The 22,879-nt window shown below is 71.0% G+C and carries 23 protein-coding genes; 13 read left to right on the top strand and 10 right to left on the bottom strand.

Annotated elements, in window-relative coordinates; genetic code table 11:
* Positions 1-24 precede the first annotated feature (24 nt).
* From OHA03_RS03655 to OHA03_RS03635, 5 genes are all read left to right on the top strand, one after another.
* The gene (locus OHA03_RS03655; RefSeq protein ID WP_267000660.1) at positions 25-1,524 is read left to right on the top strand and encodes a long-chain fatty acid--CoA ligase; all 1,500 of its coding nucleotides are present in this window, start codon (positions 25-27) and stop codon (positions 1,522-1,524) included.
* 90 nt (positions 1,525-1,614) lie between these two features.
* The gene (locus tag OHA03_RS03650; protein WP_267000658.1) at positions 1,615-1,818 is read left to right on the top strand and encodes an SUMF1/EgtB/PvdO family nonheme iron enzyme; all 204 of its coding nucleotides are present in this window, start codon (positions 1,615-1,617) and stop codon (positions 1,816-1,818) included.
* A 96-nt stretch (positions 1,819-1,914) separates the two neighbouring features.
* The gene (locus tag OHA03_RS03645) at positions 1,915-2,751 is read left to right on the top strand and encodes a class II aldolase/adducin family protein (protein WP_267000656.1); all 837 of its coding nucleotides are present in this window, start codon (positions 1,915-1,917) and stop codon (positions 2,749-2,751) included.
* A 227-nt stretch (positions 2,752-2,978) separates the two neighbouring features.
* Complete coding sequence (locus OHA03_RS03640) at positions 2,979-3,953, top strand: 2-hydroxyacid dehydrogenase (protein WP_267000654.1); 975 nt, start codon at positions 2,979-2,981, stop codon at positions 3,951-3,953.
* Positions 3,954-4,625: 672 nt separating this feature from the next.
* Positions 4,626-7,031: a SpoIIE family protein phosphatase gene (locus tag OHA03_RS03635; RefSeq protein ID WP_267000652.1), complete on the top strand. Its 2,406-nt coding sequence runs from the start codon at positions 4,626-4,628 to the stop codon at positions 7,029-7,031.
* 192 nt (positions 7,032-7,223) lie between these two features.
* On the opposite strand, the gene OHA03_RS03630 is transcribed toward OHA03_RS03635, so the two are convergent.
* The 5 genes from OHA03_RS03630 to OHA03_RS03610 all read right to left on the bottom strand — a co-directional run bounded on the left by OHA03_RS03630 (position 7,224) and on the right by OHA03_RS03610 (position 12,317).
* Positions 7,224-8,012, bottom strand: coding sequence for a TIGR04222 domain-containing membrane protein (locus OHA03_RS03630; RefSeq protein WP_267000650.1), 789 nt, complete (start codon positions 8,010-8,012; stop codon positions 7,224-7,226).
* Positions 8,013-8,115: 103 nt separating this feature from the next.
* Positions 8,116-9,162 carry a TIGR04222 domain-containing membrane protein gene (locus tag OHA03_RS03625; protein ID WP_267000648.1) on the bottom strand — a complete coding sequence of 349 codons (1,047 nt, stop codon included), beginning with the start codon at positions 9,160-9,162 and terminating at the stop codon, positions 8,116-8,118.
* Between the two features lie 5 nt (positions 9,163-9,167).
* A complete protein-coding gene (locus tag OHA03_RS03620) occupies positions 9,168-10,517 on the bottom strand; it encodes a DUF692 domain-containing protein (protein WP_267000646.1) in 1,350 nt (449 codons plus the stop codon).
* Between the two features lie 113 nt (positions 10,518-10,630).
* Positions 10,631-11,368 carry a DUF4142 domain-containing protein gene (locus OHA03_RS03615; protein ID WP_267007922.1) on the bottom strand — a complete coding sequence of 246 codons (738 nt, stop codon included), beginning with the start codon at positions 11,366-11,368 and terminating at the stop codon, positions 10,631-10,633.
* A gap of 163 nt (positions 11,369-11,531) precedes the next feature.
* On the bottom strand, positions 11,532-12,317 hold the full coding sequence (locus tag OHA03_RS03610) for a peptidyl-tRNA hydrolase (RefSeq protein WP_267000644.1): 786 nt from the start codon (positions 12,315-12,317) through the stop codon (positions 11,532-11,534).
* Between the two features lie 82 nt (positions 12,318-12,399).
* Between OHA03_RS03610 and OHA03_RS03605 the strand changes: the two genes are divergently transcribed.
* Genes OHA03_RS03605 through OHA03_RS03590 form a run of 4 tightly spaced genes read left to right on the top strand, consistent with a single transcriptional unit; the run spans position 12,400 to position 14,858 of the window.
* Positions 12,400-13,077, top strand: a complete 678-nt coding sequence (locus tag OHA03_RS03605; protein WP_267000642.1) for an AIM24 family protein — start codon at positions 12,400-12,402, stop codon at positions 13,075-13,077.
* A complete protein-coding gene (locus OHA03_RS03600; protein WP_267007921.1) occupies positions 13,074-13,958 on the top strand; it encodes an ATP-binding cassette domain-containing protein in 885 nt (294 codons plus the stop codon). The genes OHA03_RS03605 and OHA03_RS03600 overlap by 4 nt, the downstream gene beginning before the upstream one ends.
* On the top strand, positions 13,955-14,623 hold the full coding sequence (locus OHA03_RS03595; protein WP_267000640.1) for an ABC transporter: 669 nt from the start codon (positions 13,955-13,957) through the stop codon (positions 14,621-14,623). Before OHA03_RS03600 ends, OHA03_RS03595 begins: the two co-directional genes overlap by 4 nt.
* Before the next feature lie 40 nt (positions 14,624-14,663).
* Positions 14,664-14,858, top strand: coding sequence for a hypothetical protein (locus OHA03_RS03590; RefSeq protein ID WP_267000638.1), 195 nt, complete (start codon positions 14,664-14,666; stop codon positions 14,856-14,858).
* A gap of 190 nt (positions 14,859-15,048) precedes the next feature.
* On the opposite strand, the gene OHA03_RS03585 is transcribed toward OHA03_RS03590, so the two are convergent.
* From OHA03_RS03585 to zapE, 3 genes are all read right to left on the bottom strand, one after another.
* Entirely contained in the window at positions 15,049-16,428 is a 1,380-nt protein-coding gene (locus OHA03_RS03585; RefSeq protein ID WP_267000636.1) for an alkaline phosphatase PhoX, read from the bottom strand.
* Positions 16,429-16,554: 126 nt separating this feature from the next.
* Positions 16,555-16,980, bottom strand: coding sequence for an OsmC family protein (locus OHA03_RS03580; RefSeq protein ID WP_267000634.1), 426 nt, complete (start codon positions 16,978-16,980; stop codon positions 16,555-16,557).
* A gap of 39 nt (positions 16,981-17,019) precedes the next feature.
* Positions 17,020-18,111, bottom strand: a complete 1,092-nt coding sequence (gene zapE / locus OHA03_RS03575; RefSeq protein ID WP_267000632.1) for a cell division protein ZapE — start codon at positions 18,109-18,111, stop codon at positions 17,020-17,022.
* 36 nt (positions 18,112-18,147) lie between these two features.
* Here zapE and OHA03_RS03570 point away from each other — a divergent pair, with 36 nt between their 5' ends.
* The 4 genes from OHA03_RS03570 to msrB all read left to right on the top strand — a co-directional run bounded on the left by OHA03_RS03570 (position 18,148) and on the right by msrB (position 21,366).
* Positions 18,148-18,912, top strand: coding sequence for a pyrimidine reductase family protein (locus OHA03_RS03570; RefSeq protein ID WP_267000630.1), 765 nt, complete (start codon positions 18,148-18,150; stop codon positions 18,910-18,912).
* Between the two features lie 149 nt (positions 18,913-19,061).
* On the top strand, positions 19,062-19,514 hold the full coding sequence (locus OHA03_RS03565) for an indole-3-glycerol phosphate synthase (protein ID WP_267000628.1): 453 nt from the start codon (positions 19,062-19,064) through the stop codon (positions 19,512-19,514).
* Positions 19,515-19,553: 39 nt separating this feature from the next.
* Positions 19,554-20,948 carry a UDP-N-acetylmuramate--L-alanine ligase gene (murC, locus tag OHA03_RS03560; protein WP_267000626.1) on the top strand — a complete coding sequence of 465 codons (1,395 nt, stop codon included), beginning with the start codon at positions 19,554-19,556 and terminating at the stop codon, positions 20,946-20,948.
* A 10-nt stretch (positions 20,949-20,958) separates the two neighbouring features.
* Positions 20,959-21,366 (top strand): peptide-methionine (R)-S-oxide reductase MsrB, encoded by a 408-nt coding sequence (gene msrB / locus OHA03_RS03555; RefSeq protein ID WP_267000624.1) that lies wholly within the window; start codon positions 20,959-20,961, stop codon positions 21,364-21,366.
* Positions 21,367-21,405: 39 nt separating this feature from the next.
* Here msrB and OHA03_RS03550 read toward each other — a convergent pair whose 3' ends face one another.
* Together OHA03_RS03550 and OHA03_RS03545 are read right to left on the bottom strand one after the other, a co-directional pair.
* Positions 21,406-21,867 (bottom strand): hypothetical protein, encoded by a 462-nt coding sequence (locus OHA03_RS03550; RefSeq protein ID WP_267000622.1) that lies wholly within the window; start codon positions 21,865-21,867, stop codon positions 21,406-21,408.
* 102 nt (positions 21,868-21,969) lie between these two features.
* Entirely contained in the window at positions 21,970-22,737 is a 768-nt protein-coding gene (locus tag OHA03_RS03545; protein WP_267000620.1) for an SDR family NAD(P)-dependent oxidoreductase, read from the bottom strand.
* Positions 22,738-22,879 lie beyond the last annotated feature (142 nt).

Below are 22,879 nucleotides of genomic sequence, written 5' to 3'. Positions count from 1 at the left end.
CCGCACACGACAGGAGACCCGCGCATGACCAACCTTGCGCACAGCCTGGTCGCCTCGGCGACCCGCAACGGCGACGCCCCCGCGATCCGCCTCGGCGACACCGTGCTGACCTTTGCAGACCTCGACGAAGCCAGTGCCCGCGTGGCGGGGCTGCTGTCGGACCGGGGTGTGCAACGCGGTGACCGAGTCGGCTGCATGCTGCCCAACGTGCCGCAGTTCGCCGCCGTGTACTACGGCATCCTGCGTGCAGGCGCCGTCGTGGTGCCGATGAACGTGCTGCTCAAGGCCCGTGAGGTGGCGTTCTACCTGGGTGACTCGCAGGCCGGGCTGGTGCTGGCCTGGCACGGGTTCGCCGAGGACGCCGTAGCCGGCGCGGCCACCGCCGGCACCGAGTGCCTGCTGGTGACGCCGGGCGAATTCGAGACCCTGCTCGCCGCCACCACTGCACAGGCCGGGATCGTGGAGCGCGATGCGTCGGACACCGCCGTCATCCTTTACACGTCGGGCACCACCGGCACACCCAAGGGGGCCGAGCTGACCCACGCCAACCTGATCCGCAACGCCGAGATCTCGGTCGACCTCTTCTCGCTCACGTCCGGTGACGTCGTGCTCGGCGCGCTGCCGTTGTTCCACGCGTTCGGCCAGACCTGCGGGCTCAACGCTTCGATGGCCGCCGGCGCCTGCCTGGCGCTGGTGCCGCGCTTCGACGCGCATGCGGTGCTCGAGACGCTCCACCGCCATCGGGTCAGCATCTTCCAGGGCGTGCCCACGATGTACGTGGCGCTGCTGAGTCACCCGGAGCGGGCCAAGTTCGATGTGGACAGTCTGCGGCTGTGCGTGTCGGGCGGCGCGGCGCTGCCGGTGGAGGTGCTGCACACCTTCGAGGCGGAGTTCGGCTGCATCATCGTGGAAGGCTACGGGCTGTCGGAGACCTCGCCGGTGGCCTCGTTCAACCACCCCGACCGCGTGTGCAAGCCCGGGGCGATCGGCACGCCGATCGACGGGGTGGAGATGACACTGCTGGACGTTTCGGACGGCGTCGGCGAGATAGCCATCCGCGGCCACAACATCATGAAGGGCTACTGGCAACGGCCGGAGGCCACCGCTGAGGCGATCGACGCCGACGGCTGGTTCCGCTCCGGTGACCTGGCCCGGGTCGACGAGGACGGCTACTACTTCATCGTCGACCGCAAGAAGGACCTGATCATCCGCGGCGGCTACAACGTCTATCCGCGCGAGGTCGAGGAACTGCTCTACGCCCACCCGGCGGTGCGCGAGGCTGCCGTCGTCGGCATTCCGCACCCCGAGCTCGGCGAGGATGTCTGCGCCGCCGTCGCGCTGATGGACGGCGCGACGGCCACCCCCGAGGAGCTGCGCGAGCACGTCAAGGCGCAGGCAGCGGCATACAAGTACCCGCGGCACGTGTGGATCGTCGGCGAGCTGCCCAAGACCTCCACCGGCAAGATCCTCAGGCGCAGTGTCGAGGTGCCGGCGAGCGTGACGGACGCGGACACCGCGGGCTGAGCCCACCCCTGGAGGCCGCGTTCTGCCGTCGGTAGCAACGGACTACGGGCAGCTGTTCGCGGCCCGCGCTGCGGCGCACCACCGCCACGCGTGAACCCGGTTGGCGGCGCGGAGGCGGACAGCGCCGAACCCGGTCAGCACCTGCGCATCCCCCGCAAGGTGATGAAGGGCGGATCGCACTTGTGCGCGCCGAATTACTGCCGCCGCTACCGTCCCGCCGCACGACTGCCCCAGCCGATCGACACCTCGACCTGCCACTTGGGCTTCTGCTGCATCGTCCGCCCGGCTGCGTGAACCGCCGGGCGCGTGCCCGCGTGGACCATCGAGGCCTTGCACCGCGATGGCGAGCGGGGGTCCAGAGCCTTTTCACCTACGCCAAGGAGGATCTCCATGTCAGCCGCAGCCGTTCCCGCCGGGCGCCCCACCGCCGAGCCGCTTCCGCCCGCCGGGCTGACCCCCGTCCCCGAAGCGGACCTGATATTTCCCCGGCCACCGGTCTTCGACGATGTGGCCACCGAGCGGCGCCACCGCAAGGAGCGGCTGGCCGCAGCCCTGCGCCTGTTCGGCCGCTTCGGCTTCGAGGAAGGCGTCGCCGGGCACATGACCGCACGCGACCCCGAGTACCCCGACTTCTTCTGGGTCAACCCGCTCGGTGTCTCCTTCAAGCACATCAGGGTCAGCGACCTCCTGCTGGTCAACGGTGATGGCGAGGTGGTTCAGGGACGGCACAGGGTCAACCGGGCGGCGTTCGCGATCCACTCCGCGGTCCACCAGGCCCGCCCCGACGTCGTAGGCGCGGCGCACAGCCACTCGGTGTACGGCAAGGCCCTGTCGGCCACAGGCCGGCATCTGGAGCCGCTCACACAAGACGCCTGCGCCTTCTACCAGGACCACGATCTGTTCGATGACTACACCGGCGTGGTGAACGATCCCACCGAGGGCAGGCGCATCGCCGACGCTCTCGGCTCCCACAAGGCGGCGATCCTGCGAAACCACGGCCTGCTCACCGTCGGAACCTCCGTCGACTCCGCCGCGTGGTGGTTCATCACGATGGAAAGGTCCGCTCAAGCACAACTTGCTGCCGAGGCAGCCGGGCCGACCATCAGCATCACGGATGAGAACGCCAAGCTGACCCATGGCCAGGTCGGTGGCGAGTTTGTCGGCTGGTTTCAGTTCCAGCCCCTTTTCGAGCAGATCTCGCGGACCGACCCGGATCTGTTCGAATGAGCGTGCAGGACGGCCCCTGCACGCGATACGCGGCAACGACGTGCATGGATGGCCGGCCCTCGCCCGTGCCAAGGCCGCCGGCTGCACGGCGCGCCTGATCACCCTCGGCACCTGGCTGCCGGCCTGGTGCCCGCACGATTTCCCGCAGCCTGCTCGCCGAGTTCGACCTGAGCCCGGCCGAATCTCGTACCGAACCAGGCCCACCCACCCTTCGTAGGAGCCCAGCCATGACCGACCGCAAGACCGTCCTCGCCGTCGTACCGCCGCACGTCGGCGGACGCCAGGTCGGCGCCGTCCTCGCCGCCGCCTTTGCCGACCGGGCCGATGTGACGGTGGTGGAGGCCGCCGGCGAGGATCCGGAGGCGCTGTCCCGCGCCCGGGTCCTGGTCACCGCGCTTGCACCGGTCACCGGGGCGGACATCCAGGCTGCCCCGCTACTGGAGTTCGTCCAGTGCTCCAGCCACGGCTTCGACTACGTGGACCTGGACACCGCCCGCGACCGCGGAGTGACGGTATGCAACATCGGCTCCACCGGCGCCGAGCATCGGGAGGTCGCCGAGCACACCTTCGCGCTCCTGCTCGCGCTCGCCAAGCAGCTCGTCCCGGCCCATACCGCGCTCGCCGCCGGCGACTGGGCCAATCACCGCCTGCAGCGGTCGCTGACCGGACTCGCGGGCAAGACGCTCGGCCTGGTCGGCTTCGGGGTGGTCGCCCAGGAGGTGGCCCGCCGGGCCACCGCGTTCGACATGACAGTGCTGTACACGGCGCGCAGCGAGCACGCCGAGGCAGCCGAGCGGTACGGTGCGCGCCGGGTGCCGCTCGAGGAGCTGCTCCGGAGCTCGGACGCGGTGTCGCTGCACGTCCCGCTCACCGAGGAAACCTGGCAACTCTTGGACGCCGACCGGCTGGCGCTGCTGAAGCCCACCGCGTTCCTGATCAACACTGCCCGTGGCGCCGTCGTCGACCAGGAGGCCCTCGCGGACGCACTGGAAGCCGGCCGGATCGCCGGGGCAGGCCTCGACGTCTTCGACCCGGAGCCTCCGGGTCCGGAGCTTCGGCTGCTCCGAGCCCCCAACGTGGTACTCACCCCGCACATCGCGGGCGTCACCCGCGGCACGGTGCCTCGGATCGTCAGGGCCGCGATGGAGAACACCACGGCATACCTGGACGGCAAGCCTCCGCGCGACGTGGTCTGCGGATGATGCGATGGAGCCGGCCAGGGCGCACCCGGGCGGCATGACCGACTCCAACCGCCCCGGTGACCAGCGGCAGACGGCGGCACGGTTGCTCCACGGGTACGGGCGGACGTACGCCGTCGAAGCAGGCATCCGGCTGCAGGACACGTGCCGACCAGTGGGGGGCGGGATTCAACGGCGGCGAGAGCGTGAGGATGCGCGGTTGGTTGCCGCCCGCAGGTGCGGGACCGCGGTCTTGCTCAGCCCTTAGCTGGAAGTGCGGCCGGTGGGGGCGGGCGCAGACGGTCTGTATGACCACCGAACAGTCCGGGCGCTTGCCGTTGAGGACCGGGGATGCCTCGGTGTTGTTGCAGGCGCACGCCCGGTGGAAGCGATGCGGACTCGCTGATTCGGCCAGCGTGCGGAGCTTGGGTCCTCCCTGGAAAGGGTGCGGCCGTGCACCTCATCCATGGCCCGGGCACGTGTGCGCGGCGGCGCAAACAGCGGCCCGAGGTCGTCCGTCCCCGGAGGAGGGGCGTACTCGCCGAGGTGCGTGGGGTGGTACGCGGCCTGCCGGTCCTGGTCAGTGGGCATGATCGGCTGTCCTGAGCGGCGCCTGATCGCCGTCTGCGGTGAAATGGGCCTGTGGGCTCTTGCCGCCTCCGGCGGCGAGGGAAAGCGGCCTGGACGGAGTCGACCATGAACGCGCGACAGGGCACCGCTGACTCCCGCGGGCGGTCCGCGGGACGTGACGCCCGGTTCGTGCTGAACGAGCAGGGTGCCGTCGCCGAATGGAGTGCGCAAGCGCAGGAGCTGCTCGGCTATCCGGCGGAAGAGGTCCTGGGTCGCCATGTGACCGCGTTGCTGTCCGCCGGAGAGCGTTCGGCCTCCGCAGGCTTCAAGGAGGAAACGCCGAGTGAGCGATTGGCCGCGCGACATCGGGACGGGCATCTCCTCGATGTCCGCGCACAGGTGCGCCTCTTGGTGGAGGACAGCACCGCCCGCTGGGCAGTGGTGCTGAAAGCCGCGAACGGCACCGATGAGCAGGAGCTCGATTCCGCGCTGTTGAGGGCACTGCTGACGCAATCCCCCTTTGGTGTGCAGGTCCTCGACCCCGAGCTACGGGTACGCCGGCTGAACCTTGCCGGGCCGGGAGCACGGGGGACGGTGGGTGAGGAGGCCATCGGGCGCCTCGCTCGCGACGTGGCTCCGGGCGTGATCGACCGCACTGCGGAGCAAACGATCCGATCGGTGTTGGAGAGCGGTGTGCCGGTGATCGACTTCGAGCACGTCGGACGGCCGCCGTCCGACCCTGATCACGATCACGTGTACTCGGTGACAATCCTGCCGCTGAAGGACCAGGAGGGAACCGGTCTCGGGGTGTGTGTCGCTTCACAGGACGTGTCCGAGCGACACCGGGCGCAGATGCGCCTGGATCTGCTGGTGGAGGCGGGTACCCGGATCGGTACGACGCTGGACGTGATGACGACGGCCAGGGAGTTGGCCGTGGTCTCGGTGCCGGCCCTTGCCGACTTCGTGGCGGTGGACGTCCTGGACGACGTGTTCCACGGTGAGGCGTCTCCACCCGGGCCGGTGAGCGCCGAGGCGCTCGTGCGGCGCGCCGCTTTCCGCGCAGCCGAAGGGCTGGACGTTCAGCCGGCGTACGCTCCGGGCGAGGTGGTCCCGACCTACCCGCCGTTCGTCACCGCGTGTCTGGCAGACCTGCAACCCCGCCTGCTGCGTGACCTGAAGGCCGACCGCGCGTGGTCCACGCTTGAGCCTCACCGGGCCGAACTCGTCAGCAGGGCCGGCACCCACTCCATGATGGTCGTACCCCTCACCGCCCGCAGTGTGATGCTGGGCATGGCCAGCTTCTACCGAACGAGGGCCATCGGTCCGTTCGAGGAGGACGACCTCGCCCTCGCCACCGAACTCGCCGCCCGGGCGGCCGTGTGCATCGACAACGCGCGGCAGTACACGCGCGAGCACAGCGCCGCGCTCATCCTGCAGCGCAGCCTGCTGCCACAGCGCGTCCCGGCCCAGAACGCGGTGGAGGTGGCCTGGCGCCACGAGCTCTCCGCCAACGTCGGGGACTGGTTCGATGTCATCCCGATTTCCGGCGCGCGAGTGGCTCTCGTGGTGGGGCACCTGGTCGGGCAGAGCATGCAAGCAGCGGCGGAAATGGGCCGGCTGCGCAGCGCCATCAGCACCCTTGCCGCACAGGACCTGGCTCCCGAGGAACTGCTCGCCCACCTGAACGACCTGGTGACCGACCAAGCCGAGGCCCACCCTCCCGACGACACCTCGGCAACGACGCTGGCAGGGGCCACCTGTGTGTACGCCGTCTACGACCCCATCTCCCGACGCTGCACCTTCGCCCGGGCCGGCGGCTTGGCACCTGTGATCATCAAGCCCGAAGGGGCGGTGGAATTGCCGGACGTCCCCGCCGGCCCACCGCTGGGCAGCGGTCGTCCACCCTACGAGACCGTCGAAGTGGAACTACCGGTGGGGAGCGCCATCGTCCTCTCCACCAGCAGCCTCGTCCAAGGCGGGGACCCCCAGACGTTGCCGGCCGACCTGCCGCAGATCCTGACCAACCCCCACCGGCCCATGGAAGACGCCTGTGACGCTGTAATCCGCGCACACCAAGACAGCGGGGCAGACAGCATCACGTTGCTGCTGGCACGCACCAAGAGCCTCGGCGAGGACCAGGTGGCGGCCTGGACCCTGCCGAACGACCCGGCGGTCGTCACCACCGCCCGCACGCTGGCCTGTCGGCAACTCGCCAACTGGAGCTCGGAAGAGTTGGAGCCCACCACCGAACTGATCGTCAGCGAGCTGGTCACCAACGCCATCCGCTACGCCAGCGGCCCCATCCATCTGCGCCTTGTCCGCGACCTCACCCTCATCTGCGAGGTCACCGACAGCAGCAGCACCGCCCCGCATCTGCGCCATGCATACGAGACCGACGAGGGCGGCCGGGGTCTCTTCCTCATTGCCCAGCTCACTCGCCGTTGGGGCACCCGATACGCCGCACGGGGCAAGACGATCTGGGCCGAGCAGGCCCTTCCCCTGGCCGATCACGATGAGGTTGAGCCTGCTTGATCACCCACGAGTGAGTCCATGCTGTCCACGGCACTTCCGGCTCCACCCATCAGCTGCATGGGCTACGGCGCCATGCAGCCCTGACACTCGGCCGGTTCGCAGGTGGCGCGGGTGCGGCTGACGGTGAGTGCGATGCGGCGGCCGCACGGTTTCGGATGGTCGAGCGGGACGTCGACCCCGGCCGCGCTGTACTCAATGACCCTGGTGCGGGGGATGTGCCGGGTGGCCGCCACCCGAGAGCGCGGCGCGCAGCGCCGGATCGTCGACGGCACGGACACCTCGTACGGCGACCGCAGCCAGGACGTCGTGATCCGCTCCGCCCGCCGGGGCGGCGACCGAGTCCAGCAGCCGCTGCCCGGTGGGCGAGGCCCAGGAGCTGTACGGATGGATCTCCATCCGGGCGATGGCCAGAGCGCCGAGCGTCAGGACGAGCGGCAGCCCGAACCAGACGAGTTCGGCCGCCGCCGGGCTGCCGAACCCCCGCCCCTGTCCGGGAAGCAGCAGCGCGGCACCCGCCATCACGGCTGCCAGCAGGGCCGATCCGCGTACCGCGCGTACCGCCGACGCGATGTCGGTCCGTTCGCCGCCGGGCAGGGCCAGCCCCGCCCGGACGAGGCGGTCGGCGAGGGTGCGTACGGCATCGGCGGCGGCGGTCGCCGAACGTATCGGAGGAATCGGCGACTGTCCCTCCGGGCCGATGGCACGGATCACCGTGCGCTCGACCTCGTCCCGGCCCTCGGGGTCGACGACGGTGGCCCAGCCGGTATGGGCGAGCAGCAGGCGGCGGCGCAGATGCATGGTGACGAGGGCGAGGTCGACGACCCGGTGCGGGCCGCCCGTCAGGAACGCGGTCTCGTACAGGGTCAGTTCGACTTCTCCGGGGTCCCGTGCCCGGTCGACGGACGCGGCGGCCAGACAGAGCCGGAGACAGGAGAGGGTCGCAGCACCCCATGCGACCAGCAGAAACAGAACCCAGAGCATGTCGGGATTTCTATGCGAGGCGGACGGCGGAGCGCCACGGCTTTCCACCATACGGACGTGCACCGAGGAGACAAGCGGCGGTGGAGGCCGAGGCGCCGCCCGTTCAGGAGCTGCTGCTGCAGCTCGACCCGCCGCAGCTCGAACCACTGCTGCTGGAGCAACTGCTGCTGGAACAACTGGAGCTGGAGCAGTTGGAGCCCGAACTGCAGCTGCTTCCCGAACTGCACCCGCCGCCACCTCCGCCGCAACCGCTGCCTCCGCCGCCCGGGGTTCCGCTGGAACTTCCGCAGCCGGAGTCGGCCGGGCCCGAACCGGCGCACCACGCCGTCGCCATGAGGTAGTCGCCGCTGCCGGTGGAGGACGAGGAGTGGTGCGAGGGCGACATCGGCTGCCGCCCGGCGGTCGTCCGCATCCGCGCCGCCGTCACCAGCTGCGTCCGCAGTACGGGATCGGGCAGCGCGCGCAGTCCGATCGTCGCCACCAGATGGGCCGGCTCCGCGGTGCCGACGTGGGCGGTGCGGTACTGCTGGGCAGCCCTCCTACCCGCCCCGGTGATCCGGGCACGGGCAACGCCCGCGCAGACAAGCCCGATCGGGATGCCCACGACCAGGGCAGGGAGCACCTTGACGATGAAGGGGACGGAGAAGCCGGTCGGGTCGTTCTCCGTCACGAACTGAGCCACCGTCACCGCGAACGACGCCGGAATGGCCAGCAGGCAGCCGAAACCCTGGAACAGGCCCCAGCGGCGCCACTTCCGGCCGGCCTCCGGCGCGGCCAGCAGACCGCGGGCCGCGAGTCCGTCGCCGACCTCCTGCACGGCCGGGTGCCGCATCGCTGCGTCCCGCAAGGTGTGCAGCGCGCCGCTGGGGGCGGCGGCGTGCGCCTGGAGGACGGCCCTCTCCACCGGGTCGTGGGCGACCGGCTGTGTGATGGCGACGATGCCGGGGCCGCCGACCACCAGACGTCCGTCCGCCTGGAGCGCGGTGAGCGCGGTGTCCACCACCCTGCCGGGCCCGCCGTTCAGGAAGGCCACTTCGTAGAGGTCGTGCACAGGACCACCGGGTCCGCGCCGGGCCTTCGAGAGCCCCACGATCAGAAGCGTCGAGGAGGCGACGACGCCGAGCGTCACGAGCAGAGCGACGATGTTCATTCCGGTCACCTTCCGGCGATCGCGGCGCGGGCGGCCCGTACCAGCCGGGTGGTGCGACGGGGCGGCCTGGCGGCCGCACGGTCCTGCCACCAGTGGGTCAGCCGACGCCGGGCGGCGTCGTCAGCGGGCCGGCCGGTGATCAGCAGCTGTTCGGCGAAGTCCAGTGCGTCGCGCCGGTATCCGGCGGACATGGGGCGGGTCCTGGCGTACGAGAGGAAGGCGTCCCGGTAGCCGTCGCCGAGGATCCCGGGCAGCTCGGGCGCCACCTTGGCGACGACGTCGGCCCGCTTGGCGGCCAGGGCACGGCTCTGGATGCCCAGGCGACGGTGGTCGAAGCCCTCGGGGGCGGGGGTGCCTGCCACGAGTGCGGAGAGCAAGGCGGTCTGGGCGACGGCGGCGCGGTCCCGCGCTCCCTCGGTGGCGCCACCGGTGCCGGTGGCGTCGTCGGCGGGCTGGACCGGGGAGGTGTCCGGGGTAACGCCGCTGCCGTGGCCGTACGCCCCCGCCTCGGACGTGGAGCCCGACCGGGCCTTCCCTGCCGCTTCCAACGTGGCGCGGACGGCGGTCAGTTCGCCGGCCAGTTCCTCCGCAGGCGGGAAGTCGTCGTCGCGCTCGAGCAGAACGCCGGGCGGGGCGATCCGGGAGCGGAGTTCGGCGAGTACGTCCAGGACCGGCCGGGTCACCGGGTGGGCGTGCGTGTCGTGCCAGACGCCGTCCTTCTCGATGCCGCCCGCCACATGTACGTACGCGATCGCCTCCACCGGCAGTTCGTCGAGCGCCTTTGCGGGGTCCTCGCCACGGTTGACGTGGTTGGTGTGCAGGTTGGCGACATCGATCAGCAGCCGGACCCCGGTGCGCTCGACCAGTTCCGCCAGGAACTGGCCCTCTGTCAGCTCCTCGCCGGGCCAGGCGATCAGCGCCGCGATGTTCTCCAGCGCCAGCGGCACCGGCAGCGAGTCCTGGGCGATCCGCACGTTCTCGCACAGGACGTCCAGCGCTTCCCAGGTCCTCGGTACGGGCAGCAGGTGGCCCGCTTCGAGCCTCGCAGACGCGGTGCGCGGCCCCCCGGCCCGCACGAACGCGATGTGCTCCGTGACCAGCGGCGTGCCCAGCAGCGCGGCCTGGGTGGCGAGGTCGGCGAGTCGGCCGGGGTCGGGGCGGTCGGCCCCGCCGAGGCCCAGCGAGACGCCGTGCGGGACGACTGTCACGCCGCGCGCGCGGAGCCGTACCAGGGAGTCGGGCAGATGGCCGGTGCAGAGGTTCTCCGCGACCGCCTCCACCCAGTCGATCCCCGGCAGCGCCTCCACCGCGTCCGCTATTTCCGGTCGCCAGCCGATACCGATGCCCAGCTCCATGGTGTCCCCCTCCTCCGCTCCGTGCAGGGGTAATGGCCCCGTCGGGCGGGGGCCAACCCGAAGAGGGGGACGTTCAGAGCAGGATTTGAGGTTTCGGCCCCGGTCGGGCCGGATCAGGGCATCGGCATGGTGGACGGACGCGAAGTGAACGACTGGTCCCCGGTCGGCTCCGCGGGCACCGGCTGGGCCGGCACCGTCCCGCCGGCCGGCGGGGGCGGCCCGGTCGGACTGGCCGTCGCTCCGGCCGCCGCGTCGCGCGCGATCGCGTCGAAGTCGACGAAGCCGGTGCCCTCCAGCATGTTGATGTGGTCCAGCACGGTCTGGTTGGTGTCTGTCGCCAGCTGACGGATCAGCGAATTCCGGGTCGTGGCCCGGACCTGGGCGACCAGGGCGAAGACCTTGCCGTGCGCGGCCCGCAGCAGATTGGCGAACTTGCGCTCGTACTCCTCGCCGCTCGCCGCAGTCAGCTCGCGCAGCCAGCCCTGCTGCTGCTCGGTCGGCTGGTTCGGCAGTTCCACCCCGAGCTTGGCGGCCACGTCCCGGGCCCGGCGGTCCAGATCCGTGTGCCCGACCACCAGATGGTCCCCGGCGGCCTTGACCGCCTCGCTCGGCGCACGCTCGATGGCCTGCTGTCCGGCGGGGAGCTCCCAGAGACCGGCCAGGCGCACCCTCACCAGGAAGTCCCGGTCGGTCGCGGAGAGCGGACCCCACTGGGTGGCGACGGACGACGCGTTGAGATTGGCCTGACCGGTGCCGGAACGGTCGGCGTAGGACCAGACGGGATAGGCGAGCGCGCCGAGCGTGGCGACAAGTGCCGCGATGATGAGGGCCGTTCCGTTGATGCGTCGCAACAAGGTTTCTCCCGGGCCGAGGTGTGACGGCGTCGAATCAGCTGCCGGTTCCAACGACCGGCGCCTGGCTGGTCGTTCAAGATACTGGTCAGTAGTACCGGTGGGGCAGTATCGGGAGATACGCAGCGGCGCACCGGAGCGTTCAACGGCGCATGCCGGACGCTCAGCGACGCAGCGCCGGATGGTCGGCGACCACCGTGCAGGACCCCGGAGCGATCTCCGTGAAGCCGGCGTCACGCACCACCGGAAGTCCGCTCACGGTGAGTTCCGCCCATCGTCCGGCGTCCGGCGTGGCGACGGAGAGCGGGAACCCGGCCTCGCGCCATGCCTTGCGCTCCGTCTCCGACAGCTCCCACCAGGCGAGCTGTGCGCCGTGCCCGGCCTGCGCCATCTCCTTGCCCGCGGACATACCGAGCTCCGGGTTCAGCCACAGCACCGGGCCGGACGGGTCGGGCGCGGCAGGCGGCTCGGGGTCGTCCAGGTCCGTGCCCGACACCTGGAGCTTGGCCAGCTCCTTCGGCCAGCCGTCCAGCGGCACCGGCGGGAACACCCGCACCTCGGCGCTCTCGCCCGTGACCGTGATGCCGGGAAGCGCGGACGCCTTGCGCCACTCCGCGCCGCGCGCCCGGCGCACGACCTTGCGGATCCGGGCGTCCTGCCAGTCGTGGATGGCCTGCGCCCACTCGCCCTCGCCGACGGACCGCTCGTCGGAGAGCATCACGAGGACGGCGCGGGCGGCGGTGCGCAGTGCGTCGGTGCGGGCCGGGGGGTCGGTCTTCTCGATGTGCACGACCAGCGGCAGTACGTACTGCGGGGCGTCGTCCCGGCTGTTCCGCTCGGACTGGAAGGGGGAGACGGACGTGGTCGTGGCGCCCGACCGGGCCGGGGTGTCCGACCGGGCCGAGGAGTCCGGCTGGGACAGGGGAGGGGAGGTGTCGTTGCTGCTCACTCGTCCAAGTCTGCCAGCCGTCCCTCTCCCGGGTTTCCCGGCTCCTTGGCGGAATGAATCGCTCCGGGTGAGGATGCACCGCATGAAGAGCGATCTCTTTTCCAGCGAGAACATGGTCAAGCCGGCAACCGCCCCCGGAATGACCCTGCAGAACACCAAGTCCATCAAGTACGCCGTCAACGGCGAGATGCACGCACGCCAGGGATCGATGGTCGCCTTCCGCGGCGATCTGCAGTTCGAGCGCAAGGGCCAGGGCCTCGGCGGCATGCTCAAGCGCGCCGTCACCGGAGAGGGGCTGCCGCTGATGGCGGTCCGCGGTCAGGGTGAGGCGTGGTTCGCCCACGAGGCCGCCAACTGCTTCATCGTGGAGATGGAACAGGGCGACGTCCTCACCATCAACGGTCGCAACGTCCTGTGTTTCGACGCCACGCTCTCGTACGAGATCAAGACGGTGAAGGGTGCCGGAATGACCGGCGGCGGAATCTTCAACAGCGTCTTCAGCGGCTACGGCAAGCTCGGCCTGATGTGTGAGGGGCATCCCATAGTGATCCCGGTCACAGCCCATCAGCCGGTGTGCGTCGACACGGACGCCGTGGTCGGCTGGAGCAGCCAACTGGCCACGTCGCTGCACCGCTCGCAGAGCTTCGGCTCGATGATCCGCGGGGGCTCCGGGGAGGCCGTCCAACTGAGGCTGGACGGCGAGGGGTTCGTGATCGTACGGCCCAGTGAGCTCAAGCCCGAGAAGGCATCGGCCAACTGAACCTGACCGGGGTGGGCCGTCGCTACGGCCTCGGCGGACCGTGGGTGCTGCGCGGGGTCGACCTCGACCTGCCCGCGCACGCCCTGGTCCGGATCGAGGGGGCCAACGGATCGGGCAAATCAACCCTGCTGAGGCTGCTCGCGGGGATCGACACCCCGACCGAGGGGCGGATCACCGGCCGCAGGCCGCGTACGGCCTACGTCCCCGAGCGCTTCCCGGCGGCGCTGCCCTTCACCGCGGCCCGGTACCTCGTCCACCTGGGCCGGATCCACGGCCTGGGCACCGCCGAGGCGACCGGGCGGGCGCAGGCATGGCTGGCCCGGTTCGGGGCCGCCGACCACGCCCGTACACCGCTGTCGGAACTCTCCAAGGGCACCAGCCAGAAGGTCGCCGTGGCCCAGGCCCTCCTGGCCGAACCGGAACTCCTGGTCCTGGACGAGGCATGGACCGGCCTGGACATCGCGGCCCGCGACGAACTGGATCGCGCCGTCGCGGAACGGGTCACGGCCGGAGCCACCGTCGTCTTCGTCGACCATGATCCGCGCCGGCTGGCGGGCGTGATCGACGCCACCCACCGGGTCGAGGGGCTCGGGCTCGTCCCCGTAGCGCCGCGGGAGGCGGCGTCCGAGACCGAGACCGGGCCGCGGGTACGGATCGAGGTCACGGGTGCCTCCGGGGCCACCCTTCCGGCTGGGCTGCCGGGTGCCCCCGCGCAGGAACCCGGACCCGACGGCACCGTGCGGCTCACGGTCGCGGCCGTGTACTCGGACGCACTCCTGCGTGCCCTGCTGACGGCCCGCCCGCCGTGGCACATCCGGCAGCTGTCGGCAGCGGCAGCACCGGAACCGACGCCCCGGACCGAACCGTCCCGGATCCCATGACCGCGCTGATCCGCTACCAGGCCGCCCTGCTGCTCCGCTCCCAGCGCTGGCTCGCCCCCGTCCTCCTGTACGCGGTCTTCCTCGCCGTGGGAGTCCAGTCGGGGCAGCCCGTGCTCGACTCGCTCGGTTACGCCGCCGCCGCTCTCCTGCCCGTCAGCGCCTGGCTCGTCCAGCTCTGCGCCACCCAGGAACCGCCCGCCGCCCGGACCGTCGCCGCCGCCGTGACCGGGCAGCCGAAGGTCCATCTGGCGTCGCTGCTCACCGCTGTGGGCTGCGCCGGACTGCTGGGCACTGCGGCCACCGCGATCGTGCTGCTGATCAGCGATCCGGCCAACGCCGACCACACCGTCCGCGTCCCGCTGCTGCCCGCCGGACTCGCCGGGCTGCTCGCCGCCGCCTGCTGCGCGTTGCTCGGAGCGGCGGTCGGCGCGCTGTGCACGCGCCCGGTGCTGCACCGCCGCGGCTGGTCGGTCGCGGCCACCGCGCTCGCCGCCCTGCTGTCCCTGGTGACCAGCGGCTCGCCGGCGAAGTACGCGGTCACGGGGCTGGTCACCGGATCGCTGACCGGGGCGGTCCACATTCCCGTCCTGCCGCTGATCTGCGCCGCTGCCGTGGCCGCCGCGGTGGGGACGGTGGTCTGCCGGCTCACTTCGCTGCGCGGGTGACCAAGGGCTGTCCTACGGGACAGCCCTTAGGCTTGTGCGCATGGACGAGTCGTACTGCGAGACGCCCGGCGCGAGGCCCGTGCCGGTGGCTTCCGACGCACCGGAATCGGGACCTCCGTACGCCGAGTGCGTGCTGTGCCGGGAGCCGACCGAGTATCCGGAGTCGGTCAAGGGGATCACGCTCTGCCCGGTCTGCGAGTGGCAGGAGGCGCAGCGCACGGCCTGCTCGGGCTGACGAGCCGGGAGCGGGTGCAGAAGAACACCGCGGGCGACATCGACAGCCGCTCCTCCCCGGCGCCGGCCGACCCGGCCACGGGAGACCTCGAGGGCCCTTCACCAACTGGTGGGCGCCGCGGACCGATCCGGTACGGGGGCGGCGGACGGTGCCGCCCGCCGCCCCCGTACTGCTCAGCGCATCAGTCGCATCAGCGCCAAGGGCCCGTCACGGCGAACGTCGTCCCGGGCGTGTAGCAGTTCACGAACATCGTTCCGCCGTCCGGCGCGAACGTGACCCCGGCGAACTCGCCCCACTCCGGCTCCTGGGGCGTACCGATGTTCTGGCGGCCGCGCGCCATCGCGTACACCTCGCCGCTCCGCGTCACACCGAACACATGCTGGGCGCCGTTGCCGTCCTCGCACACCATCAGCCCGCCGTCGGACGACAGGCAGATGTTGTCGGGGGACTCGCCGGGCAGCTGAACATCCGTACCGGGGCCGAAGACGACCACCAGGGTGAGGCGGCGGCGCTTCGGTTCGTACCGCCACACCTGGCCGAAGTGGTCGGCTGCCGAGCCCGCCGCACTCTGCGCGAAGCTGGAGACGAAGTAGACCGACGAGCCGCCCCAGTAGCAGCCCTCCAGCTTCTGGGCGTGTGTGATGCCCTTCGGACCGAAGTCCTGCAGCCGGATGGGCGTCCCCGCGGCCTGCGGATCCGGTACGGGGACCCACTCGATCCGGTCGAAGCTCGCACCGGTCTCCTGGATGACGGAGAGGTCGGGGACGCCGGGCACCCGCATGGCCTGCAGTTCGCCGCCGGCCCGCAAGGAGCCCGTGCCGCCCAGTGGTTTCTCCGGCAGGAAGCGGTAGAAGAGCCCGAACGGCTTCTCGAACGCGTCCTCCGTCTCGTAGACGATCCCGTTGTTCGGATCGATCGCGATCGCCTCGTGCTGGAACCGGCCCATCGCGGTGAGCGGCACGGCTCCGGTGCGGTGCGGGTCGGCGCCGTCCACCTCGAAGATGAAGCCGTGGTCCTTGGTGTAGCCGTTGGTGCCGGCTCGGTCCTCGGTCTCCTCGCAGGTCAGCCAGGTGTTCCAAGGGGTGCGGCCGCCCGCGCAGTTCACCGCCGTGCCGGCGATGGCCACGCGTTCGCCGAGGACGGCGCCGCGGCTGTCGAGCTCCAGTGCTGTGCAGCCGCCCTTGCCCATCGGGTCGTAGGTGAGGCCTTCGACGGCCGGGACCGCGATCTTCGCGGTGACCCGGTTCTCGTGGTTGCGGACGAGATGGACGCGGCCCCGGTGGCCGGCGAAGGCAGCCATGCCGTCGTGGTTGCTGGGGACCGGGCCCTCGCCGGAGCGGAGCCGGTCGCCCTCTCGGGACAGCACCCGGTAGCGGAAGCCCTTCGGCAGATCGAGCAGGCCGTCCGGGTCGGGGACCAGCGGTCCGTAGCCGCTGTGGCCACGGGCGGCGGCGGTGCCCGCGAAGAGTTCGGAGAAGGCCCCGGCGAAGGCGATCGAGACAGCGGTCGCACCGCTGCCGGCCAGGACCTGTCGTCGTGTTGCGAGTCGTCGTGCTGGTGCAGATGACATGAGGCAACTCCCTGCTGGCGGACAGGAGAAGTGACCCGCATGTGTGTACCACGCGTATCGCCGCACGGGAACCATGCGGGCCACTGTGCCTGGTGGCGCGTCGCGGGCCTGCCGTGGCCCGTGGGATCAGACGAGCGAAGCGGTCAACGTGATCGTCGTGCCCGTGAGCGCCTGGCTGACCGGGCAGTTCGCCTTGGCGTCCTCGGCCGCCTTGACGAAGCCCGCCTCGTCGAGACCGGGCACCTCGCCCTGCACGGTGAGGTGGATGCCGGTGATGCCGGTGCCGGGCTGGAAGGTGACCTCGGCCTGGGTGTTCAGCCGGGTCGGCGCGTTGCCGGCCGTGGTCAGACCGTTGGACAGCGCCATCGAGAAGCAGCTGGAGTGCGCCGCCGCGATGAGCTCCTCCGGGCTGGTCTTGCCGTTCGCCTTTTCCGCGCGGGACGGCCACGACACCGCGTACTCCCCGATGCCGGAGGAGTCGAAGGTGACAACGCCCTCGCCCTCGATCAGGTTGCCTTCCCAGACCGTGTGCGCCTGACGCGTGGTTGCCATGCTGGTTCCCTTCGGATGATGGAGTTACCGCATCCGAACCTACTGCGCCACCAGTCCCTTTGCGTCGCGCGCCAGCGCCGTCAGCCGGGAGATCGCCCGGAAGTACTTCTTCCGGTACCCCCCGTTCAGCATCTCGTCGCTGAACAGCCGGTCGAACGGGAGCCCGGAGGCGAGCACCGGTATCTCGCGGTCGTACAGCCGGTCGGCGAGCACCACGAGCCGCAGCGCCGTCGACTGGTCCGGCACCGGCTGCACGTCGGTGAGGCAGACCGCCCGGATGCCGTCCGTCAGCGCGCCGTACCGGCTCGGATGGACACGGGCCAGATGGTCGAGCAGCGACGGGAAGTCGTCCAGGCTCGCGCCCTCGGTGGCGTACGCCGCCCTGGTGACCTGCTCGTCGGAGTACGGCGCGGGGGCCTCGGGCAGCCCGCGGTGCCGGTAGTCCTCGCCATCGATCCGCAGCGGGCGGAAGTGCGAGGACAGGCCCTGGATCTCCCGCAGGAAGTCGGCGGCGGCGAAGCGCCCCTCGCCGAGCTTGCCGGGCAGCGTGTTGGAGGTGGCGGCCAGCGCGACCCCCGCCTCGACCAGCCTGCTGAGCAGCGACGACACGAGGACGGTGTCGCCCGGGTCGTCGAGTTCGAACTCGTCGATGCAGAGCAGCCGGTGCCCGCTGAGTGTCTGCACGGTCTGCTGGAAGCCCAGGGCGCCCACCAGGTTTGTCAGCTCCACGAAGGTGCCGAACGCCTTGAGCGACGGGGCGGCGGGCGTGGCGTGCCAGAGCGAGGCCAGCAGGTGCGTCTTGCCGACGCCGTAACCACCGTCGAGATACACACCGAGCGGCCCGGCCACCGGCGCAGCCTTCCTGCTGAACCACTTGCGCTTGCCCACACCTGTGGCGTGCGCACCGCCGAGCCCGGTCGCGAACTCGCTGAGGACCTTGACCGCCTCGACCTGACTGGGCTGGTCGGGGTCGGGGACGTACGTGTCGAAGCGCACCGTGTCGAAGCGCGGCGGCGGCACCATCTCGGCGACCAGACGGTCGGCAGGGACGTGCGGCTCAAGGGCGCACAGGGACAGCGGGGCCGTTTCGGCTATGGGACTCTGCCCAGGCACGGCGGTGGAGGACGACACAGCTGTCAAGCTTAAGCGCCGTGCGAGACTGCACGAATGCGACGCCTCTTCCCTGTGACCGACCAGACACCGGCTGCCGAAGCAGGGGAGTGGAGTCTGGACGAGCTGGCCGACGCCTATGCGTACCCCGCAGGGGACGGCCCGTGGCTGCGCGCCAACATGGTCTCCACGCTCGACGGCGCCGCCCAGCACGACGGCCGCTCGCAGCCGATCTCCTGCGAGACGGACATGCGGATCTTCGGTACGTTGCGCGGCCTGGCCGATGTCGTCGTGGTGGGTGCGGAGACCGTGCGCATGGAGGGATACCGGCCGGCCCGGGCCCGGGAGGCCTTCGCCGCGCGGCGGGCGGCGGCCGGGCAAGGGCCCGCCCCGGCGATCGCCGTGGTCAGCGGCAGCCTGGATCTGGACTTCTCGCTTCCGCTGTTCGTCTCGCCGCTCGTCCCGACCCTCGTCCTCACCGGCAACGGCGCGCCGCCGGATCGGATCGAAGCGGCCCGGAAGGCGGGCGCCGAGGTGGTGACCGCGGGGGAGGGCTCCCGGGTGGACCCCGCCAGGGCCGTACGGGAACTCGCGGACCGCGGGCTCAAGCGGCAGCTGGCGGAGGGCGGACCCCGGCTGCTCGGTCAGTTCATCGCTGCCGGGGTGCTGGACGAGCTGTGTCTGACCCTCTCGCCGATGCTGACGGCCGGGGACGCCCAGCGGATCGCCGGAGGTCCGGCGGTGGCGGTGCCGGAACGATTCACCCTGGCGTCGCTGCTGGAGGAGGCCGGGTTCCTCTTCACTCGGTACCGTCGGATCTGACAATAAGCGGAATATCCCGTTCCGGTTAGCTTCCGGTGGGCACAATAGCTCTCGCAGTCCCCGTGCCGGCACGGGGAAGGACGGTTTCGGCAGCGGCCTGCGACGGTCGATGGAACAGAAGGGCGCCTGTGGTGTTCACCAGCGTTTTGATGATCGAGAAGCCCCTCACTTCCGAGGACGTCGAGTTCGTCACCACCCTCCACGGGGACGAGGGGACCTCGTTCGTCGTACTGATGCAGCCGCGCGGTGACCAGGCCGACGTACTGCTGCGCGCCATCGACGACGTGGCGATCGGCGAGCTGAAGGAAGCGGCCCGCGAGCTCGGGGAGCCCGAGGGCAAGGACGCCAGGCAGTCCGCCGAGCTGGCCCTCGAGGTCTCGCTCGCCGCGCTGCGCAAGGCGGGCTCCGAAGCGGTCGGACAAGTGGTCGAGGACCACCCGCTGGACAAGCTGAAATCCGTGGTCGACGAGGCGGGGGCCGACGAGGTCATCGTGCTGACCGCCCCGCACTACGTGGAGGAGTTCTTCCACCGTGACTGGGCGTCCAGGGCCCGGCACAAGGTCGGCGTACCTGTGCTCAAACTCTTCGCGCACAGCGAATAGGCTGGGGGCGTCGCACCACAACTTTTGGGAGATACGCGCATGGCACCCGGTATTCCTGCCGCCATGGAACGACCGCACTTCATCGGCATCGGCGGCGCCGGAATGTCGGGCATCGCGAAGATCCTCGCCCGGCGCGGCGCGAAGGTCGCTGGCAGCGACGCCAAGGAGTCCGGCACGGCCGAGGCCCTGCGGGCACTGGGCGCGACCGTCCACATCGGGCACGCCGCCGGTCATCTGGCGGACGACGCGTCCTGCGTGGTCGTTTCCAGCGCCATCCGCGCCGACAACCCGGAGCTGCTGCGCGCCGCCGAGCGGTCGGTCCCCGTCGTGCACCGATCGGACGCGCTCGCCTCGCTGATGCAGGGCCTGCGCGCCATCGCCGTCGCCGGCACCCACGGCAAGACGACCACCACGTCGATGCTGGCCGTCGCCCTCTCCGAGCTGGGCCTCGACCCGTCGTACGCCATCGGCGGCGACCTGGCGGGCCCCGGCACCAACGCGACGCACGGTGAGGGCGACATCTTCGTCGCCGAGGCCGACGAGAGCGACCGCAGCTTCCAGAAGTACGACCCCGAGGTCGCGATCGTCCTCAACGTGGAGCTGGACCACCACGCGAATTACGCCTCGATGGACGAGATCTACGACTCCTTCGAGACGTTCGTCGGGAAGATCGTCCCCGGTGGCACCCTGGTCGTCTCCGCGGACCAGTCCGGCGCCGTCGAGCTGACGAGGCGCGTACGCGACCTCTCCTCCCTCAACATCGTCACGTACGGTGAGGCCGAGACCGCCGACGTACGCGTCCACAAGATCACCCCGCGCGGTCTGACCAGCGAAGTCACGGTCGTCCTGAACGGCAAGTTCCTCACGTTCACGGTCTCCGTCCCGGGCAGCCACTACGCCCACAACGCGGTCGCCGCCCTGGCCGCCGGTGTCGCACTGGGCATCCCGGCCCACAATCTGGCCTCCGCGCTCGGCAAGTACACCGGGGTCAAGCGCCGCCTCCAGCTCAAGGGCGAGGCGGCGGGCGTCCAGGTCATCGACTCGTACGCGCACCACCCGACGGAGATGACCGCCGACCTCGAAGCGATGCGCGGCGCCGCTTCCGACGCGCGCCTCCTGGTCGTCTTCCAGCCGCACCTCTTCTCCCGCACCCAGGAGCTCGGTACGGAGATGGGCCAAGCCCTCGCCCTCGCCGACGCCTCCGTGGTCCTGGACATCTACCCGGCCCGTGAGGACCCGATCCCGGGCGTCACCAGCACCCTGATCATCGACGCGGCGAAGGCGGCCGGCGCCGACGTCACCGCCGTCCACGACAAGGCGGCGGTCCCCGAGGTCGTCGCGGGAATGGCGAAGCCCGGTGACCTCGTTCTCACCATGGGCGCGGGCGACGTCACGGACCTCGGCCCGCAGATCCTGGACCACCTGTCGAGCTGAGGGAGCCACCGTGTCGTACGACATCGAGAAGCCGGACGAGGAATGGCGGGCGGAGCTGACGCCCGCGGAGTACGCGGTCCTGCGCCAGGCCGGCACCGAACCGGCCTTCGTAGGTGAGTACACCGACACCAAGACGGCCGGCGTCTACTCCTGCCGGGCCTGTGGCACCGAGCTGTTCCGCTCGGACACGAAGTTCGAGTCGCACTGCGGCTGGCCGTCCTTCTACGACCCGAAGGACACGGACGCGGTCGAGCTGATCCAGGACCGCAGCCTCGGCATGGTCCGCACCGAGGTGCGGTGCGCGCGCTGCGGCTCGCACCTGGGGCACGTCTTCGAGGGCGAGGGGTACCCCACGCCGACCGACCAGCGGTACTGCATCAACTCGATCTCGCTGCGCCTGGCACCGGACGAGAGCTGACGCGACGCCCGGCCGCGGGGCGCATCCGCCCGCAGCCGGTCAGTCGTCCTCGGAGGTCTCGGGGCGCAGCAGGGGGTGGGCGACGCCGGGGAACACCCGCGCCCTGACCACCGGCTCCGCCGCCCCGCCCTGAACCACTGTCTCGGCGACGCCCCAGGGGCGGCCGCGCAGGACGACGGTCAGCGTGTACGAGGACGAGCAGCCCAGGCAGTCGTACCGGTCCACCCACGTCTCCACGTCGGTGACGCTGCCGGGGTAGCGCGCCACGTGCCGGTGCCGGGCGTGACAGCGCTCGCACCTCTCGCCCGGCTCGCACATCCCGCCGCAGGGGCACGGCACATCGAGCGAGTCCGCCGGGTGCCAGCGCTGGGTGAGGACGGCGTCACGGGTGGCGCCCATGTCCTTCATCGCCTTGAGATTGCGGGCGGCGACGTTGTACGACTCGCCGGTGGCGGCCATCCGGTCGCGGATGACGTCCTTGCGTCCGCGGTTCGTCGTCATGAGCTCCTCCTGGGTATACGCAGCCCGCCAGGAGGCCCACGAAATCGGTACGTCCCACGGTACCCGGCGCCCCGGGCGGCGCGTGACACACGCCCGGCCGTCTCAGTCCACCGGCCCGCCCGCCACGTAGATCACCTGGCCGGAGACGAACCCCGCCCCGGGGCTCACAAGGTAGGACGCCGTATGGGCGATGTCCTCCGGCTGACCCACTCGCCCGACCGGAATGGACTGCGCCGCGTTGCGCTGGAACTCCTCGAAGCCGAGACCCAGCCGGCGGGCCGAGGTCCTGGTCATGTCGCTCACCACGAAGCCCGGGGCGATGGCGTTGGCCGTGATGCCGTGCCGGCCGAGCTGCAGGGCGAGCGACTTGGTGAAACCGAGCAGGCCAGCCTTCGCGCTGGCGTAGTCGACACGCGCGGCGTCGCCGACCGCGGAGATGCTCGACATGGTGACGATCCGCCCCCAGCCGGCCGCGATCATGTGTGGGGTGACGGCCCGGGTGAAGAAGAACGGGCCGCGCAGATTGACCCCCAGGACCGTGTCCCACTGCTCCGTGGTCATCTCCACGAGGTCGGCACGGGGACCGACACCGGCGTTGTTGACCAGTACTGTCGGTGGACCCAGCTCGGTGGTGACCCGGGCGACGGCGGCGGTCACCGCGGCCTCGTCCGCGACATCGGCGGCGACCGCCACCGCCGACCCGCCGTCGCTCCTGATGGCCTCCACCGTCCCTTCGCAGTCCGCCTCGTCCAGGTCGATCACGCCGACCGCCAGGCCGTCACGGGCCAGCTGCCTGGCCACCGCGGCACCGATGCCGCGTGCCGCGCCGGTGACAATTGCCGTGCGTCGCACCTCAGTTGTGAATGTCATGGGCTGAAGTTCACGGCATGGGCGCGCTGCTGCCAACCGAATTGGGCCCGGGCTCCACGATCGGCCCTCACAGAGATGGCGCACCGTCGACCACCAACCGTGACCGGACAGCTGCCGACGTCACTGAGCCGGCCAGGAGGAA

Origin of the sequence: Streptomyces sp. NBC_00154, from assembly GCF_026342835.1 — a bacterium.
Lineage (GTDB): Bacteria > Actinomycetota > Actinomycetes > Streptomycetales > Streptomycetaceae > Streptomyces.
This window is presented reverse-complemented; position numbering and strand designations above follow the sequence as displayed.